The organism is Sphingomonas gellani, from assembly GCF_900110035.1.
Taxonomy (GTDB): Bacteria; Pseudomonadota; Alphaproteobacteria; order Sphingomonadales; family Sphingomonadaceae; genus Sphingomonas; species Sphingomonas gellani.
Genome location: NZ_FOCF01000006.1, coordinates 163,132 through 178,957, shown reverse-complemented (window position 1 = coordinate 178,957; position 15,826 = coordinate 163,132). Strand labels below are relative to the sequence as shown.

The following is a 15,826-nucleotide window of genomic DNA, read 5'->3' as shown; positions in this document are numbered from 1 at the left end:
GAAGCGGCTGCTTGCTGCGCACGCTGCCCTTGGTGGAGCGGCTGCGGTTCGCAACCGCGTGCCGTTAACTCTTTTAAAGCAAGGCAGCTTCTATGGTTAATCCCGACGACGTGCCGACCGAACGGGGGAGTGGCCGTCGGAGTTTGCAAGGGGTGTGGTTATGGTCGGCGTGGCGATGTTCACCTATGGTCTGCTGACCAGTTTCGTGCTGTCGGGGGCGTCGCACAACCGGCGATTGCAGCGGCCGAACCCGATGATGCTGGAGCGGGTCGGCTATGTCCTGTTCGGCATGTCGGCCAGCGCATCCGTGCTGTTGATGGGGAAGGCCGCCGTCATGGCGATCGCCTGACCGGGTCGGCAAGCCTGCACGTGACCGGGCGGTAGCGCCACTGTGGCTGAGGCGCGGTGCGGAAACCCTTGCAGAGCCCACGCCGAGTCGAATGGCTCTCGGCTCCTGAAGCCTTCCACCGCCCCGGCCGCATCGTAGCGGCCGGCCTGGTTCAGCGCCGCGTCCGGCTCCGCCGCTCGCCGCGCCGCGCCTTGCGCACATCCTTGGCATGGGCGCGCGCCGCCTGCTTCTTGTCGGCGCGGGTGGGCGGGGTGAAATCATCGATCGGCATCTGGTCGCCCAGCATCCGGTCGAATCCCAGGCTGGCCAGGCTTTCGGCGAAATGGGTCGGCAGCTCCGCCTCGACATCGATGGGGCCCGTATCGGGATGATCGACCCGGATGCGCCGCGAATGAAGGTGCATCTTGCGACTGATGCCGCCCGTCAGGAACGCCGCCGGGCCGCCATATTTGCCGTCCCCGACGATGGGATGGCCGATCGCGGCCATGTGGACGCGCAGCTGGTGCGTGCGGCCGGTAAAGGGTTGCAGCTCCACCCATGCGGCGCGATTGCCGGCGCGTTCTATGACGCGGTAGCGGGAGCGTGCGGCCTGACCCTCCGCCTCGTCGACATGCATCTTTTCGCCGCCGGTGCCCGGCTGCTTGGCGATCGGCAGTTCGATGGTGCCGTCGTCGATCGAGGGCACGCCGACCACCAGCGCCCAATACACCTTCTTGGCGGTGCGGCCGGAGAATGTCTTGGCGAAGAACGCCGCCGCACGCGCGGATCGCGCGACGAGCAGCGCGCCCGACGTGTCCTTGTCCAGCCGGTGGACCAGCTTGGGCCGGCCCTCCGCCTCGAACTGCACGGCATCAAGCAGGCCGTCGACATGCGCGGTCGTCTTGGTGCCGCCCTGCGTCGCCAGGCCCGGCGGCTTGTTCAGCACCAGCGCGGCGTTGTCCTTGTGGATCACCATGTCGCGCGCGAACGCAGCCTCGTCCTCCGTCAGGGGCGGGCGCTGACGCTGGGGACGGGCCGTGGCGGCAGGCGCCGCTTCGGCCGGAGGGACGCGCAGCACCTGGCCCGTCTCGATCCGGTCGCCCGGTCCGACCCGCGCACCGTCGAGGCGCAGCTGCCCGGTGCGCGCCCATTTGGCGACAAGGGTGAAGCTGGTGTCCGGCAGGTGCCGCTTGAACCAGCGGTCGACGCGAATTCCGTCATCGTCCTCGGCGACGGTGAACTGGCGCACGGTGTCGCTCATGCCGCCACCCGCGTCGCGGCGGAGGCGATCCACAGGCCGGCGGCCAGCGCTGCGATCGCGCCCGTGACGGAGGCGAGCAGATAGATCGCCGCGGCCGACGCCTCGCCGCGCTGCCACATCAGCACCACGTCGAGGGAGAACGAGGAAAAGGTGGTGAACCCGCCCAACACGCCGACCGCCAGGAACAGGCGCCATGCCTCCCCCGCGCCGCCGGCACGCGCCAGCGTTCCCGCGAGCAAGCCCATCAACAGCCCGCCGACCAAGTTCACCGTCAATGTGCCGAAGGGAAAGCCGGTGCCCAGCCAGCCGAGCATGGCCCGGCCGACAAGGTGGCGCGCCCCTGATCCGATCGCGCCGCCGAGCATCACATAAAGAAGCGCCTGCATCGCACAGCCCTAGGCCGCGGGGCGGTCAGCGGCAATGGCCCTGAGGGCAGGGGCCAGCGTTCAGCCCTGCGTGAACAACAGGCGCCTGCGTGAACAACAGGCGAATGTCGCTGCCGCCATCGTCGTCACCCGTGACATAGGCGGTGAGGGTCGCATCGCCACGCCGGCCGCGCAGCAGATGAGCCGTACCACCGCGCCAGTGCTCGGGCGCATAACCGCCCGCGATCATCGCGGCGAACATCGCGTCCACCGCGCGGTCGGGCGAAGCGCTGGCGGCCAAGGTCACCGCACGCAGATGGCAGGACGCGTCGTCGTTGCCGGCTGCCTCCGTCACCCGCGCCACCGGCGGCAGAAGCGAAGCCGGCAGCTCGTTCGCCCACTCGGTCGCGTAGCGCAGCCCGGCGGCGCATGCCGATATCCGGGCGTCCGTCTGTCGCGCCGCAAGCGCCGTCAGGGTGAGCGCGTCCGACGCCGCGTCGCATTCGGGACAGCCGCCGCCGCGTGTCGGCGCGGCCGCTGGCAGGCGATCCGGTCTGGTCGCTCCCAGTTCGTCGGGCGGAACGGACAGGAGGTCTGGCATGGTTGGCGGGCGGATCGTGTCGGCATTGGCCCATTGCTGCAGGCCGGGATCGGTCAGGATCGGCGCGTTGATCGCCGCCGCGACCGCCGGGTCGGCCAGCCGCCTGTCGTCCTTTTCCCCTGAGAAAACGCTACCGCCGCCACTGCATCCGGCTAGCAGCAGCAGGGTCGTTGCGACGGCGCACCGGCCCGCGCTGAAGAATGAGGAGCGATCCACGCCGCGGATATTACCAGACGGGAATTTAAGGTCGGGTTGACGACTGACGTCGGCGGTGGAGCGTTGCATGCGCGCCGGGTCGTGGCCATGGTGTCTCCATGTTCAACGTAATTTCGATCCTGATCGGTCTGTTCGCCCTGGTGCTGGGAATTGTGCCGTTTCTGCCGTTTCTTGCCTGGGGATATTGGTTCGTGATCCCGATCGCGGTGGTCGGCGCGGCGCTGGGGGCGCTGTCCCGGCGCAATGCGGGGCGCAACCTGAACCTAGTGCTGATCGTGATCTTCGCCATCCGCCTGTCGCTCGGCGGCGGCTTCATCTGATACGAAGAAGGGGCCCGGCGGATTACGCCGAGCCCCTTTCCTCATCCGAACAGCGAGGGGCTGCTTAGCGGCAGTTGACCTGACCGCGATCGACCGACCGGCCGAGCAGAGCACCGCCGCCGGCGCCGACCAGCGTGCCGAGCAATGACGACCGTCCATTGTCCAGCGCGTTGCCGAGCAGCCCGCCCGCTACGCCACCGATGATCAGGCCGGTGGTTCCGTCGTTGCGGCGGCAATAGTACCGGCCGTTCTCACCGCGATAGATGCGGTCGTTCCGGCCAAGGCGTCGCGTCTGGTAATAGCGGCCGTCGCGATAGTAACGGTCGGCATAATAGCCGCGTTGGCCGTTCTCGAACCGGTTGTAGTCGTAGGACCGGTAATTGCGCCAATCACGCTGGCCGTTCTGGCGCCCATCGCGCCAGTCCCGGCGATCGTTACGCCAGTCGCGGCGATCATTGCGACGTGCGTCACGCACATCCTCACGATATTCCTGGCGGGCATCGCGGACGTTCTCGCGATAGTTCCGATCCGCGTCGCGATAGGTCTGGGCCGATGCCGGCAGACCGATCAGCGTTGCCGCCATCGCGGCGGCGATCAAGGTAAAGCGCATGGATTGTCTCCACCTGAGAGACGAGTGGGGCGGCAACAGCCGGTTTGGATGCGCCGCCCCCCTCAAACTATGTGGTCAATTCCGGCTTAGCGGCAGCGGCGGCTGCTCCGGTCGCGATCGATCGCACGACCTGCCAGCGCACCTGCGGCGGCGCCACCCAACGTACCGATGGTACGATCGCCGCGCGTATCGATCGTGCGGCCGAGCAGGGCACCGGCGACGCCGCCGACGACCAGACCGGTGGTGCCATCCGCCTTGCGGCAGCGGACCTGACCGCGGTTGTCGCGCCACTCGCGATACTTGTACCGGCGCTGCGCCTCGGCGGCAGTGGCCGGCAGGACCAGCGAGGGGACGACCATGGCGGTGGCGCCCAGAGCAAGCATCAATTTACGCATCACATTGCACTCCCGTATCTTGATTGATCTGGGTGCGTAACGTCGCGCGCGGCGGAGTTGTTGCATGAACGCAAAACAACGTCCCGTTCAGCCAGGCGATCCCTGCGTCTTGCCGTACTGCGACGAACCGGCCACACCGGCCATGTGCTGCAACCCGCGACCCTTTTGCCCGCGTTCGCGCCCTGGCTGGACACGGCCGGGCTGGCCGTGTTCGCCGCGTCGGGCGCGCTGGCGGCGGCGCGTGCGGGTCAGACGGCGGTGACGCTCGCCTTTTTCGCGCTCATCACCGGTGTGGGCGGGGGCACGCTGCGCGACCTGTTGATCGGTGCGCCGGTGTTCTGGGTGCATGATCCGCGCGCGGCGACCGTGTGCCTGCTGGTCGCGGCGGCGATCTGGGCGACGCCGCAACGCTGGTGGCGCGACGCGGCGCTGGACTGGTTCGACGCGGTGGGGCTTGCCGCCTATGCGGTGTTCGGTGCGGCAAAGGCGCTGCGCTACGGCGTGCCGCCGATCCCGGCCGCGCTGATGGGCGTGGTCAGCGCCTGTGTCGGCGGCATCATCCGCGACGTGCTGGCGGGCGAGCCGTCGATCCTGATGCGGCCCGAACTCTACGTCACCGCCGCCGCGCTGGCCGCGACCAGCCATGTCGTGCTGGTGCTGGTCGGCGTGCCGGTCGCGGTCGCCGCGCCGCTGGCGGCGCTGGCCGGCTTCGCGTTGCGGGCGGCGGCGATCCGCTGGCGTCTGGCGCTGCCCGCCTATCCCGGACGGCATTGAAGCGGAGCGGCCGGGACGCGCCCGATCGTCAGGACAGTTCCAGCCCGATGTCCGCGAAGCGCAGCGGTTCAGGCGGTGTGCCCGTCGGATGGACCAGCTCACGCTGCCAATAGCCGACGTCGATCCACTGACCGTGCTTGAAACCGGCCTGGCGCAGCACGCCCGCGCGGCGAAAGCCGACCGCCTCGTGCAGCGCGATCGAGGCCGGATTGGGCAGGGAGATCGCGCCCAGCGCCTGGGTGAATCCCTGCCGCTTCAACGTGGCCAGCAGCGCGCCGTACAGGATGCGGCCGATGCCGCGCCGTTGCGCGTCGGGAGCGAGATAGACGCTGGTCTCCACCATCCACCGATAGGCGGCGCGTTCCCGGAACAGCCCGGCATAGGCGTAGCCGATCACCGCGTCCGCTTCCGTCGCGACGATCCAGGGATACAGGCCGCGTGACGAGGCCATGCGCGCGGCCATGACCGTGGCATCGGGCGCCTCCATCTCGAACGAGGCGACGCCTGCGGTGACGTGCGGCGCGTAGATCGCCGCGATGGCCGCGGCATCCGCTTCGCAGGCGGTGCGGATCTCGACCATCGGCGTCAGAAACCCAGCCGGGCGAGCAGAGCGGCGACAAGCGTCCGGTCCGCCGCATCGGCACGCGCCGGGCCTAGCCCGCCGCATTCCAGGCAACGTGCCTGCACCGCCGCGCCGGTTGCCAGCCGCCGCGCGTCGCCGACCGCGGTGACCAGCGCATCACGCCGCATCGTCGCCAGCCGGGTAAACGCGTCACCACCGGCTGCGTCGTCGCCATCGTCGTTGCGCTTGCGCAAAGCGGCGATGAACTGGTCCAGCGTGCCGGGCTTCTTTTCCAGATATTCGGCATGGACCTTTCCGGGGTCCAGCTTCGCGCGGCGCGCCGCCTCCGCCACCGCGTCGGACAGGGTGCCGAACCGATCGACCAGCCCGATCTGGCGCGCGGTGCCGCCGTCCCAGACGCGACCCTGGCCGATCTGGTCGACCCGATCGGGCGTCATGTGGCGGGCGGCGGCGACCCGGCCGATGAACTGGCGATAGCCGTGCTCGATGCCCGCCTGGAACAGCGTGTCGACTTCCGGCGTGGTGCCGGCCATCACGTCGGGCTGGCCCGACAGCGGCGTGGTGCGTACGCCATCGGAGGTCAGGCCGATCTTCGCCAGCGCCTTTTCAAAGGTCGGCACGATGCCGAAAATGCCGATCGACCCGGTGATGGTGGATGGTTCGGCGAAGATCGCGTCGCCCGCCGTGGAGACCCAATAGCCACCCGATGCCGCGATCGATCCCATCGACACGACGACCGGCAACCCCTTGGCCTTGGCCTGCAACACCGCCTGGCGGATCTCCTCCGATGCCAGCGCAGAGCCGCCCGGCGAGTCGACGCGCACCACCAGCGCCTTCAGGTTGTTGTCGGCCATGCCCTTCAGCAGCAATTGCACGACCGTGTCGCCGCCGGCTGTGCCCGGACCCGCCGTGCCATCCACGATGTCGCCCGCGACCGTGATGATGCCGACCGCATCGCCCGTGGTCGGCATCGGATGCGCGCCGAGGAAGTCGTCATAGGCGATACGGTTGAACGCGCCCGCCGGCTTGCCGGTGTCGACCCCCGCGAGCGCGGCCACCCGCTGGCCAAAGGCGATACGGTCGCCCAGCCGGTCGACCAGCCCGGTGTCGAGCGCCGCCTTCGCGAAGTCGCCCTGCGCCGCAGTGGCCACGCCCGCCGCGTCGCCCAGCCAGCGTGCCGTCTGCGCCTTTGGTCGCGCCTTGGCGATCGATTGCTTCCAGTTCTCGAACAGGCTGCCGTACAGCGCCTGCGCTGCGGCACGCGCGTCGGGGCTCTGGTCGGCGCGGGTATAGGGCTCCACGAACGACTTGTAGCGGCCGACGCGATAGACATGGACGTTGACGCCCAGCCGGTCGATCAGCCCCTTGTAATATAGCGTGGTGCCGCCCGGGCCGGTGAACAACGTCTGGCCCATCGGGTGCATCCACACCTCCGACGCATTGGCCGCCAGGCGGTAACCGGCATCGGTATAGCCGCTGGCATAGGTCAGCACCGGCTTCTTCGCCGCGCGGACCCGCGCCAGCGCCTCGCCCACCTCGTTCAGCGCGGCCGGATAACCACCGCTGAAGCCGTCCAGGTCCAGCACCACCGCCTTGACCCGCGCGTCGTCGCGGGCCGCATCGATCGCGCGCACCACGTCGCGCAGGCGGAACTGGCGCGGGCCGTCGCGGCCCGACAGGATGGCCAGCGCCTGCACCTGCTCGGGCTGTTCCACGATCGAGCCGTCCAGATCGAGTACCAGCGCGCCGTCGCGGATCGCGGCCGGGTTCGGACGTGCGTTGAGGGCAGCGAAGATCAGGCCGAAGAACAACAGCATCGCGAACAGGACCAGCGCGTCCTTGATGCCAACCAACAGCTTCCACGCGCCACGAACCAGCTTCACGTCCATTCTCCTCGCGCCGCTCGCTCGCGCATGCCTGATGCGATACCCGCCGCCTGCCGATAGTCAAATGGCCGATCGCACCGTTCGGCCTGGGCTTGCGGCGATTGTTCCGCCGGGCAAATGGTTTTAGGGGCGGGGCATGGCCGTTCCCGGTGCCCCGATGCCGCTGACCGGCCATGCTCCTGATCGCCTGCGCGGCGAACTGGTCGCGCTGGGCCGGCTGGCGGGGCCGCTGGTCGCGGCGAACCTGTTGCAGATGGCGGTGTATGCCGTCGACGTGGTATTCGTGGCGCGGCTGGGCACGCGCGAGCTGGCGGCGGCGACGCTGGGCGTGTTCCTGTTCAGCCTGACGCTGTGGGCGCTGATGAGCTTGGTCAGCGCCGGCGCACCGCTGATCGCGGCGGAGCTGGGCCGGCGCCGCCATGCCGTGCGCGAAGTGCGGCGGACGTTCCGCATGAGCCTGTGGCTGGGCGTGCTGGCCTCCCTCCCCGTGTTGCTGATGCTGGCGCATGGCGAGACGCTGTTGCGCTGGGCGGGACAGGACCCTGATGTGGCGCGGCGCGCGGGGGCGTTCCTGGACCTGCTGCTGATCGCGACGGTGCCCGCGACGCTGACGGGCGCGATGCGCGGCACGGCCGCCGCGCTCGGCCGGCCGGGATGGGCGCTGGGCGTCACCTGCATGGCGCTGGGGCTGGGGTTGTTGTTCAACTGGCTGTTCGTGTTCGGCCATGGCGGCATGCCGGCGCTGGGGCTGGAGGGGTCGGCTCTGGCGAGCGTGCTGACCACGACGGTCACGGCACTGGCCTGGGTCGTGATCCTGGCGTTCGATCGCAAGCTGCGCCGGTATCGCCTGTTCGGCCGTTGGTGGCAGATCGACCACGCCCGGTTGCGCGACATCGCGTGTCTGGGCGCGCCGATCGCGCTGGCCGTGACGTTCGAGGGCGGGCTGTTCGGCGGCGCCGGCCTGTTGGTCGGGTTGATCGGCGTGACGGAGGTGGCGGCGCATGCGGTAGCGCTGAACATCGCGGCCGTCGCGTTCCAGATCCCGTTCGGCATCGCGCAGGCCGCGACGATCCGGGTCGGCATGGCCTTTGGTGCTCAGGACCGGGCGTGGATCGGTCGTGCGGGGCGCGCCGCATTGTTGCTGGGCATCGGCGTGATGACGGTGACGGCGGCGGCGATCTGGGCGGTGCCGCGGCTGTTGATCGGCGGCTATCTCGACCTGTCCGATCCGGCCAACGCGGCGGTGATTGCGCTGGCGATGCGGTTGCTGGCGATCGCGGCGATGTTCCAGCTGCTGGACGGGGCGCAGGCGGTGGCGGCGGGCATCCTGCGCGGGGTGCAGGATACGCGCGTGCCGATGGTGATGGCGGCGGTCGGATACTGGGCCGCCGGGCTGGGCGCGGCGGTGCTGATGGGGTTCGGCCTGCGCTGGGGCGCGGTCGGCGTCTGGCTGGGTCTGGCGGTCGGGCTGGGTGTCACGTCGGCGCTGCTGCTGTGGCGCTGGACGGCGCGCGCGCGACTGGGGCTGGTGGGTGCACGCTCCAGCTGACGATTGGTTCATTTTTTTATGCGCGGGGTTGTTGACGCTGATCCGGCCGCGACACATATCCACCCGGGTTGGCACTCGGATCATGCGAGTGCCAGAAAACTGTCACACGAACCGCAAAGAGGGATCAAGCAATGAACTTTCGTCCGTTGCACGACCGCGTTCTCGTCCGCCGCGTTGAGGCCGAGGAAAAGACGGCCGGCGGGATCATCATCCCCGACACCGCCAAGGAAAAGCCGCAGGAAGGCGAAGTCGTCGCCGCCGGCACCGGTGCCAAGGCCGATGACGGCAAGGTCACTCCGCTGGACGTCAAGGCCGGCGACCGCATCCTGTTCGGCAAGTGGTCGGGCACCGAGGTGAAGGTCAACGGCGAAGACCTGATCATCATGAAGGAATCGGACATCCTCGGCATCGTCGGCTGACGCCGACGGGTTCGACCGGGCGGGTCGAGCCATCCGAGCCGTTTTCCAGCTCTCCACTTCCTCCACTTCACATCATTGAAAGGCAGCAATCATGGCAGCCAAGGACGTAAAGTTCTCCCGCGACGCGCGTGAGCGCATCCTGCGCGGCGTCGACATCCTCGCCGACGCAGTCAAGGTCACGCTGGGCCCGAAGGGCCGCAACGTCGTGATCGACAAGAGCTTCGGCGCACCGCGCATCACCAAGGACGGCGTCACCGTCGCCAAGGAGATCGAGCTGAAGGACAAGTTCGAGAACATGGGCGCACAGATGGTGCGCGAAGTGGCCTCGAAGACCAACGACATCGCCGGCGACGGCACCACCACCGCGACCGTGCTGGCCCAGGCCATCGTGCGCGAGGGCATGAAGTCGGTTGCGGCCGGCATGAACCCGATGGACCTGAAGCGCGGCATCGACATCGCCGTCGCCAAGGTGGTCGAGGACGTGAAGTCGCGTTCCAAGCCCGTGTCCGGTTCGTCGGAAGTCGCGCAGGTCGGCATCATCTCCGCCAACGGCGACCGTGAGGTCGGCGAGAAGATCGCGGAAGCGATGGAGAAGGTCGGCAAGGAAGGCGTCATCACCGTCGAGGAGGCCAAGGGTCTCGAGTTCGAGCTGGACGTCGTCGAGGGCATGCAGTTCGACCGCGGCTACCTGTCGCCCTACTTCATCACCAACCCGGAAAAGATGACGGTCGAACTCGCCGATCCGTACATCCTGATCCACGAGAAGAAGCTGTCGAACCTGCAGGCGATCCTGCCGATCCTGGAAGCGGTGGTGCAGTCGGGTCGTCCGCTGCTGATCATCGCCGAGGACATCGAGGGTGAGGCGCTGGCGACCCTGGTCGTCAACAAGCTGCGCGGCGGCCTGAAGGTCGCGGCCGTCAAGGCACCGGGCTTCGGCGATCGCCGCAAGGCAATGCTCGAGGACATCGCGATCCTGACCAAGGGCGAGATGATCTCCGAGGACCTCGGCATCAAGCTCGAGAACGTCACCGTCGGCATGCTGGGCACCGCCAAGCGCGTCACGATCGACAAGGACAACACCACCATCGTCGACGGTGCGGGTGAAGCCGACGCGATCAAGGGCCGCACCGAGGCGATCCGTGCGCAGATCGAGAACACCACCAGCGATTACGACCGCGAGAAGCTCCAGGAGCGTCTTGCCAAGCTCGCCGGTGGCGTTGCGGTCATCAAGGTCGGTGGTGCGACCGAGGTCGAGGTGAAGGAGCGCAAGGACCGCGTCGACGACGCGCTGCACGCGACCCGCGCGGCCGTCGAAGAGGGCATCGTTCCCGGCGGCGGTACGGCTCTGCTGTACGCGACCAAGGCGCTGACCGGCGTCACCGGCGCGAACGACGACCAGACCCGCGGCGTGGACATCGTCCGCAAGTCGCTGACCGCGCTGGTTCGCCAGATCGCGCAGAATGCCGGCCATGACGGCGCGGTGGTTTCGGGCAAGCTGCTCGACGGCACCGATACCTCGTTCGGCTTCAACGCGTCGACCGACACGTACGAGAACCTGGTCCAGGCCGGCGTGATCGATCCGACCAAGGTCGTTCGCACCGCGCTGCAGAACGCGGCCTCCGTCGCTGGCCTGCTCATCACCACGGAAGCCACCGTGGCCGAACTGCCCGACGACAAGGCGGCGCCGGCGATGCCGGGCGGCGGCATGGGCGGCATGGGCGGCATGGACTTCTGATTTCGCATGGGCGGAGCGACGCTCCGCCCAAGACGAAGTCGGAACGGCCGGCGTACCGGAGGCCACGCCTCCGCGCACGTTCGACGTCAGGCGGCGGCTTTGCCGCTGCCACCCGATCCATAACGAAGAGCCGGTGGGTAGCCCCGCCGGCTTTTTCTTTTGCGTTGCGATGTGACGTCCAAGCGCGCCGCGTGTCTCGTCACGCGCTCAAATGGGCGGCGCGTACGGGATCGGACCCAACCTGCCTGCCGTGGCCCCGCCATACAGGCGCCCTGGCTCGCCTGAGCCGGCCAAGATGAATCCGGCTTTTGCAGAGTGGGCGCCTCGCTTCTGCCGTCTGGTCTGCGTCGGCAGTGGCGGCCCAGTCGCGACGGAGCCGCAACGCGATTGCGGCCACCATCGCTCGCCGGGGCATATGGACGCTCCAACCACCACGCCTGGAACGATCAAGCTAAGGAGCGGGAAGCCAACCCACCTCGGAACCGACCCTCCAGCGACCCAACGCCTTCGTTAACCATTCCACGACCGATCGCGGTGCAGAGAGGCCACCGATGCATCGCCTGCCTGTCCTCCTCGCGCTGTTCGCGCTGACGCTGGTGCTGTTCTGCTGGTGGTTGCACCCCCAGGTGCTCGACATCAACAGGGCCGGGTGGACGCTGAACGGCAAGGACTGGGGGCAGAACGCGCTGGGACTTGCCGCCTACCTTCGCCGCGGCGGTTGGCCCGGCACGGCCACCCCGCTGATCCTGGCGCCTGATGGCATCCACCTGCTGCTTATGGACAGCAACCCGCTGCTGGGGCTGGTGCTGAAGCCGTTCGCGGGCTGGCTGATCCCGGCGGGGGTTCAGTTCATCGGCTGGATGATGTTCGCCGATGTGGCGTTGCAGGTGATGTTTGCATGGATTCTCGTCCGCGACCATGCGCCGACCCGCGCGCACGTGCTCGGTGGAACGGCGCTGTTGTGCCTGCTGCCCAGCTTCTTCAACCGTTTTCCACACCCCAATCTGGCGGCGCACTGGCTGATCCTGTGCGGCCTGTGGCTGTTCACCGACCGCGTGCGCGCACGGCGCTGGTGGGCATGGCTGGCGCTGATCGGCGTGGCGGGCATGACCCACAGCTATCTGCTGCTGATCGTGCTGGCGATCTGGGGCAGTGCGGTGCTGCGCGAAGTGGCGCTCGGTCCGGATCGGCGCGGCGCGATGGCATCGGTGCTGGGGGCGAGCGGCCTTGGCGTGCTGTTGGTGCTGTTGCATGGGTTGAACGGCGAGGCACCGGTGTCGACGGGCACCTATGGCAGCTTTCCCATGGCGCTGGACGCACTGTGGAACCCGACGGGTCCGGGATACAGCGCGTTTCTGCCCGGCACGATGCTCAACGCCAATCAGGGATTTGAAGGGTTCCAGTATCTGGGCGTCGGGCTGCTGTTGCTGGTCGGGATCGCGATCCTGTCCGCCATCGGTCGACGGCCGCGGGTGGACGGAATGGTGTGGCTGCTACCCGCCTTCGCCGTGCTGACGATGGTGGCCGTCAGCGACGTGGTCGTCTTCGGATCGCACCGCTTGCTTCATGCGCGGCCGCCGCAATGGGTGATCGACGGTCTGGATCTGGTGCGAGCGTCGGGGCGCCTGTTCTGGCCGGTCGCCTATGCGATGATCTATGCCGCACTGCTTGCCGTCTGGCGGATGCCGCGGCGGGATGTGATCGTGGCGGCGGCGCTTATTCTCCAGGTCGCCGACATGGTGCCGATGATGGCGACGATCCGCGCGGAAACTTCAGCGGCCACCTCGACGCGCACCTTCCGCCGCACGCGGGACCCGCGCTGGTCCGCGATGATCGCACAGGCCGGGGCGATCGACGTGCAGCCGCCCGATCCGTTCCGCGATGGGCAGTTGCTGGAGGAGGTCGGCTGGCGCGCGATGCTGGCCTGCCGCCCGATGCGCTTCATGTATGTGTCGCGGGTGCCGCGCGCGGCGGAGCAGCGCCTTGCCGGGGAGCGGCGGGCCTTCCTGCGCGGCGAGGTCCCCGGCGACCGCTTGGTCCTGCTCTATCGGGGGGAACCGGTGCCGGCCGGCCTGCGGGCGCGTGCGATGACGCTGGATGGGGTGACGGTGATCCGACCCGTCATGCCCGCGCGCCCCGCCGCCTGTCGGTCGTAGGCGAATTTCGGCGCTCAGGTCCTCGCCGGGTCGTTCTTCATCGCCTCGATCAGCTTCTTCACCTCCTGGCTGCGGCCGCGCGGCAGCACCAGCACGTCGTTGCCGCTGGCGACCACGATCAGATCCTCCACCCCGACCAGCGCCACGCGCGGGCCGTCGGTATGGACCAGGCAATTGGCCGTCTCGATCGCCAGCACCTCACCACGATGCGCGTTGCCGGCGGCGTCAGTGTCGCTGATCCCGTGCAGCGCGTCCCAGCTGCCGACATCGTTCCAACCCATCGCGACCGGAACCACTGCAACCTTGTCGGCGCGCTCCATCACCGCATAATCGATCGAGTCGGAGGGGGAGGCGCCGAACGCGCGGGCGTCGGGGAAGATGCGCGTGCCGTCATGCCGGGCGGCCGCCATCGACTCCTGCGCGGCAGTGAGCATGCCGGGCGCATGCTCGGCCAGCGCCGCGAGATAGGTGTCTGCCCGGAACAGGAAGATGCCGCCGTTCCAGACATGGTCGCCCGACGCCAGCATCTCCTGCGCCCGCTCCAGCGGCGGTTTTTCCACGAAACGCGCGACGCGGTGAACGCCCTCGCCGACCGCCTCGCCGACCTGGATCCAGCCATAGCCGGTCTCCGGGGCGTCGGGGGAGATGCCGAACGTGACCAGCCAGCCAGCCTCCACCTTGGGCAGCGCGGCCTGGATCGCGGCGTGGAACGCCGGAAGGTCGGCGATGACATGGTCGGACGGCATCACCAGCAGCGCCTGCGACCCGCCACCCGCCACGATCGCGGCGAGGGCGATGGCGGGCGCGGTGTTGCGTCCCATCGGTTCCAGCACCAGCGCGCTTGGCGCCTGCCCCGCCTGCGCCAGCTGTTCCTCGACCATATCGGCATGCTGCGCGTTGGCGACCACGATGGGGGCGGCGAAACGCTCGCCGGCGGTGCGGCCGGCGGTCAGTTGCAGCATGGTCTCATCGGCCGTCAGGGCCAGCAGCTGTTTGGGTTTTTCGGCCCGCGACATGGGCCACAAACGCGTACCGGAACCGCCCGACAGGATGACGGGCACGATGGAAGACTGCATTGTTGTTCCCTGTGGGCGGCGGACGCCACCGTTGCTGTCGTATAACACGGGCGGACGCAACGGGTTTCACCCGCGTAACGATTCAAGGGTTGTTAGCCCTTTTCGGTCACAGCCGCATGTCGGAAAAGCTTACACGGGTCCGGCGAGGTCAAGGGCGACATGGTTCGGCTGTTCAAGCATTATGTCCCACACGCGGTGCTGCTGCTCGGCGTGGTGGACGCGTTGTCGCTGCTGATCGCGGCCGATCTCAGCTGGCTGGTGCGCGCGCGGCAGATCGATATGGCGCCGGGTTCGCTGGCCGAGCGATTGCCGCAGATGGTGAGTTTCGCGGCCGCGATGCAGCTCGCCCTGGTCGCGGTCGGGGCATACGGCGCGGCGTCGTTCCGATCGCTGCGCTTCGCCGCCGCGCGACTGGTGGTGGCGATTTCGCTGGGCACGATATTCCTGGCGCTGGTCTATTTCCTGGTGCCGCCGCTCAGCCTGTGGCGCTCCAACCTGCTGTACGCGATGATGATGGCGGGGGTGCTGCTGGTGGCGGTGCGCGCCCTGCTGGGGCGGACGTTGGGCAGTGAGCGGTTCAAGCGGCGCGTGCTGGTGCTGGGCGCGGGGCGCCGCGCGGCGCAGGTTCAGGCGCTGTCGACGGAGCCGGGGATCAACTTCGTAGTGGCGGGCTTCGTCGCGATGGGCGGCGATGCGGCCGGGGCGGTTCAGGCGGAACAGCGCGACCGGGTCGGCAACCTGGCCGATCATGCGGTGCGCCTCGACGCGTCGGAGGTGGTGCTGGCGCTGGAGGAGCGTCGCAACGCCCTGCCGCTCAAGGACCTGTTGAAGGTGCGGACGGCGGGCATCCAGGTCAGCGACCTGTCGACCTTTCTGGAACGCGAAACCGGTCGCATCGACCTGGCGAGCGTCAATCCGTCCTGGCTGATCTTTTCTGACGGGTTTGCGTCGGGACGCATGCTGTCCGGCGCGGCCAAGCGCGCGTTCGACATCGCCGCCAGCCTGCTGCTGCTGGCGGTCACGCTGCCGGTGATCCTGGTGACCGCGCTGCTCATCAAGCTGGAGTCGCCCGGTCCGGCCTTTTACCGCCAGCGGCGCGTCGGCCTGTACAGCCAGAGCTTCGACATCCTGAAGCTGCGATCCATGCGGCAGGATGCGGAGAGTGGCGGGCGTGCGGTCTGGGCGGCGCAGGCCGACCCGCGCGTGACCCGCATCGGCCGCTTCATCCGCAAGGTGCGGATCGACGAGTTGCCGCAGTGCTGGACCGTGCTGAAGGGCGAGATGAGCTTTGTCGGGCCGCGACCCGAACGGCCCCAGTTCGTGGAAGAGCTGGAACGCGCGCTGCCCTTTTACGCCGAGCGGCACACGGTGAAGCCGGGGATCACCGGCTGGGCACAGATCAACTTTCCCTATGGCGCGTCGATCGAGGATGCGCGGCACAAGCTGGAATACGACCTGTATTACGCCAAGAATTATTCGCCGTTCCTCGACCTGCTGATCCTGTTGCAGACCCTGCGCGTGGTGCTGTGGCCGGCGGGGGCCCGGTGAGCGA

The 15,826-nt window shown here is 68.5% G+C and carries 16 protein-coding genes; 8 read left to right on the top strand and 8 right to left on the bottom strand.

Going from position 1 to position 15,826, the window contains the following annotated elements:
* The first annotated feature begins 160 nt into the window (after positions 1 to 160).
* Positions 161 to 349 (top strand): hypothetical protein, encoded by a 189-nt coding sequence (locus tag BMX37_RS12975; protein ID WP_093666158.1) that lies wholly within the window; start codon positions 161 to 163, stop codon positions 347 to 349.
* A gap of 151 nt (positions 350 to 500) precedes the next feature.
* Here the strand turns inward: BMX37_RS12975 and BMX37_RS12970 are convergent, their stop codons facing one another.
* Genes BMX37_RS12970 through BMX37_RS12960 form a run of 3 tightly spaced genes read right to left on the bottom strand, consistent with a single transcriptional unit; the run spans position 501 to position 2,771 of the window.
* Positions 501 to 1,589, bottom strand: coding sequence for an RluA family pseudouridine synthase (locus BMX37_RS12970; RefSeq protein WP_093666266.1), 1,089 nt, complete (start codon positions 1,587 to 1,589; stop codon positions 501 to 503).
* A complete protein-coding gene (gene crcB / locus BMX37_RS12965; protein WP_093666157.1) occupies positions 1,586 to 1,975 on the bottom strand; it encodes a fluoride efflux transporter CrcB in 390 nt (129 codons plus the stop codon). The genes BMX37_RS12970 and crcB overlap by 4 nt, the downstream gene beginning before the upstream one ends.
* A 25-nt stretch (positions 1,976 to 2,000) precedes the next feature.
* Positions 2,001 to 2,771 (bottom strand): hypothetical protein, encoded by a 771-nt coding sequence (locus BMX37_RS12960; RefSeq protein WP_093666156.1) that lies wholly within the window; start codon positions 2,769 to 2,771, stop codon positions 2,001 to 2,003.
* A 98-nt stretch (positions 2,772 to 2,869) separates the two neighbouring features.
* Here BMX37_RS12960 and BMX37_RS12955 point away from each other — a divergent pair, with 98 nt between their 5' ends.
* Entirely contained in the window at positions 2,870 to 3,091 is a 222-nt protein-coding gene (locus BMX37_RS12955; protein WP_093666155.1) for a hypothetical protein, read from the top strand.
* Between the two features lie 64 nt (positions 3,092 to 3,155).
* On the opposite strand, the gene BMX37_RS12950 is transcribed toward BMX37_RS12955, so the two are convergent.
* Both BMX37_RS12950 and BMX37_RS12945 read right to left on the bottom strand, forming a co-directional pair.
* Positions 3,156 to 3,701: a glycine zipper 2TM domain-containing protein gene (locus tag BMX37_RS12950; RefSeq protein WP_093666154.1), complete on the bottom strand. Its 546-nt coding sequence runs from the start codon at positions 3,699 to 3,701 to the stop codon at positions 3,156 to 3,158.
* Positions 3,702 to 3,787: 86 nt separating this feature from the next.
* Positions 3,788 to 4,084: a glycine zipper 2TM domain-containing protein gene (locus BMX37_RS12945; protein ID WP_425288461.1), complete on the bottom strand. Its 297-nt coding sequence runs from the start codon at positions 4,082 to 4,084 to the stop codon at positions 3,788 to 3,790.
* Positions 4,085 to 4,240: 156 nt separating this feature from the next.
* On the opposite strand from BMX37_RS12945, the gene BMX37_RS12940 reads away from it, so the two are divergent.
* Positions 4,241 to 4,870 (top strand): trimeric intracellular cation channel family protein, encoded by a 630-nt coding sequence (locus tag BMX37_RS12940; RefSeq protein ID WP_093666152.1) that lies wholly within the window; start codon positions 4,241 to 4,243, stop codon positions 4,868 to 4,870.
* 28 nt (positions 4,871 to 4,898) lie between these two features.
* On the opposite strand, the gene BMX37_RS12935 is transcribed toward BMX37_RS12940, so the two are convergent.
* The gene (locus tag BMX37_RS12935; protein WP_093666151.1) at positions 4,899 to 5,450 is read right to left on the bottom strand and encodes a GNAT family N-acetyltransferase; all 552 of its coding nucleotides are present in this window, start codon (positions 5,448 to 5,450) and stop codon (positions 4,899 to 4,901) included.
* A 5-nt stretch (positions 5,451 to 5,455) separates the two neighbouring features.
* Positions 5,456 to 7,336, bottom strand: a complete 1,881-nt coding sequence (gene sppA / locus BMX37_RS12930) for a signal peptide peptidase SppA (RefSeq protein ID WP_093666265.1) — start codon at positions 7,334 to 7,336, stop codon at positions 5,456 to 5,458.
* 139 nt (positions 7,337 to 7,475) lie between these two features.
* On the opposite strand from sppA, the gene BMX37_RS12925 reads away from it, so the two are divergent.
* From BMX37_RS12925 to BMX37_RS12910, 4 genes are all read left to right on the top strand, one after another.
* Positions 7,476 to 8,888: an MATE family efflux transporter gene (locus BMX37_RS12925; RefSeq protein WP_244501570.1), complete on the top strand. Its 1,413-nt coding sequence runs from the start codon at positions 7,476 to 7,478 to the stop codon at positions 8,886 to 8,888.
* 131 nt (positions 8,889 to 9,019) lie between these two features.
* Positions 9,020 to 9,307, top strand: a complete 288-nt coding sequence (gene groES, locus BMX37_RS12920) for a co-chaperone GroES (protein ID WP_093666150.1) — start codon at positions 9,020 to 9,022, stop codon at positions 9,305 to 9,307.
* Positions 9,308 to 9,398: 91 nt separating this feature from the next.
* Positions 9,399 to 11,042, top strand: coding sequence for a chaperonin GroEL (groL, locus tag BMX37_RS12915; RefSeq protein ID WP_093666149.1), 1,644 nt, complete (start codon positions 9,399 to 9,401; stop codon positions 11,040 to 11,042).
* 551 nt (positions 11,043 to 11,593) lie between these two features.
* On the top strand, positions 11,594 to 13,198 hold the full coding sequence (locus BMX37_RS12910) for a DUF6311 domain-containing protein (RefSeq protein ID WP_093666148.1): 1,605 nt from the start codon (positions 11,594 to 11,596) through the stop codon (positions 13,196 to 13,198).
* Between the two features lie 14 nt (positions 13,199 to 13,212).
* Here BMX37_RS12910 and BMX37_RS12905 read toward each other — a convergent pair whose 3' ends face one another.
* The gene (locus BMX37_RS12905; RefSeq protein ID WP_093666147.1) at positions 13,213 to 14,274 is read right to left on the bottom strand and encodes a mannose-1-phosphate guanylyltransferase/mannose-6-phosphate isomerase; all 1,062 of its coding nucleotides are present in this window, start codon (positions 14,272 to 14,274) and stop codon (positions 13,213 to 13,215) included.
* A 159-nt stretch (positions 14,275 to 14,433) separates the two neighbouring features.
* Here BMX37_RS12905 and BMX37_RS12900 point away from each other — a divergent pair, with 159 nt between their 5' ends.
* The gene (locus BMX37_RS12900; protein ID WP_093666146.1) at positions 14,434 to 15,822 is read left to right on the top strand and encodes a TIGR03013 family XrtA/PEP-CTERM system glycosyltransferase; all 1,389 of its coding nucleotides are present in this window, start codon (positions 14,434 to 14,436) and stop codon (positions 15,820 to 15,822) included.
* Positions 15,823 to 15,826: the final 4 nt, after the last annotated feature.

Coding starts and splice junctions, on each gene's coding strand:
- crcB (WP_093666157.1), bottom strand. CDS start 1,975: ATGCAGGCGCTTCTTTATGTGATGCTCGGCGGCGCGATCGGATCAGGG.
- groL (WP_093666149.1), top strand. CDS start 9,399: ATGGCAGCCAAGGACGTAAAGTTCTCCCGCGACGCGCGTGAGCGCATC.
- BMX37_RS12935 (WP_093666151.1), bottom strand. CDS start 5,450: ATGGTCGAGATCCGCACCGCCTGCGAAGCGGATGCCGCGGCCATCGCG.
- BMX37_RS12955 (WP_093666155.1), top strand. CDS start 2,870: ATGTTCAACGTAATTTCGATCCTGATCGGTCTGTTCGCCCTGGTGCTG.
- BMX37_RS12945 (WP_425288461.1), bottom strand. CDS start 4,084: ATGCTTGCTCTGGGCGCCACCGCCATGGTCGTCCCCTCGCTGGTCCTG.
- groES (WP_093666150.1), top strand. CDS start 9,020: ATGAACTTTCGTCCGTTGCACGACCGCGTTCTCGTCCGCCGCGTTGAG.
- BMX37_RS12950 (WP_093666154.1), bottom strand. CDS start 3,701: ATGCGCTTTACCTTGATCGCCGCCGCGATGGCGGCAACGCTGATCGGT.
- BMX37_RS12975 (WP_093666158.1), top strand. CDS start 161: ATGGTCGGCGTGGCGATGTTCACCTATGGTCTGCTGACCAGTTTCGTG.
- BMX37_RS12925 (WP_244501570.1), top strand. CDS start 7,476: ATGGCCGTTCCCGGTGCCCCGATGCCGCTGACCGGCCATGCTCCTGAT.
- BMX37_RS12905 (WP_093666147.1), bottom strand. CDS start 14,274: ATGCAGTCTTCCATCGTGCCCGTCATCCTGTCGGGCGGTTCCGGTACG.
- BMX37_RS12900 (WP_093666146.1), top strand. CDS start 14,434: ATGGTTCGGCTGTTCAAGCATTATGTCCCACACGCGGTGCTGCTGCTC.
- BMX37_RS12910 (WP_093666148.1), top strand. CDS start 11,594: ATGCATCGCCTGCCTGTCCTCCTCGCGCTGTTCGCGCTGACGCTGGTG.
- BMX37_RS12970 (WP_093666266.1), bottom strand. CDS start 1,589: ATGAGCGACACCGTGCGCCAGTTCACCGTCGCCGAGGACGATGACGGA.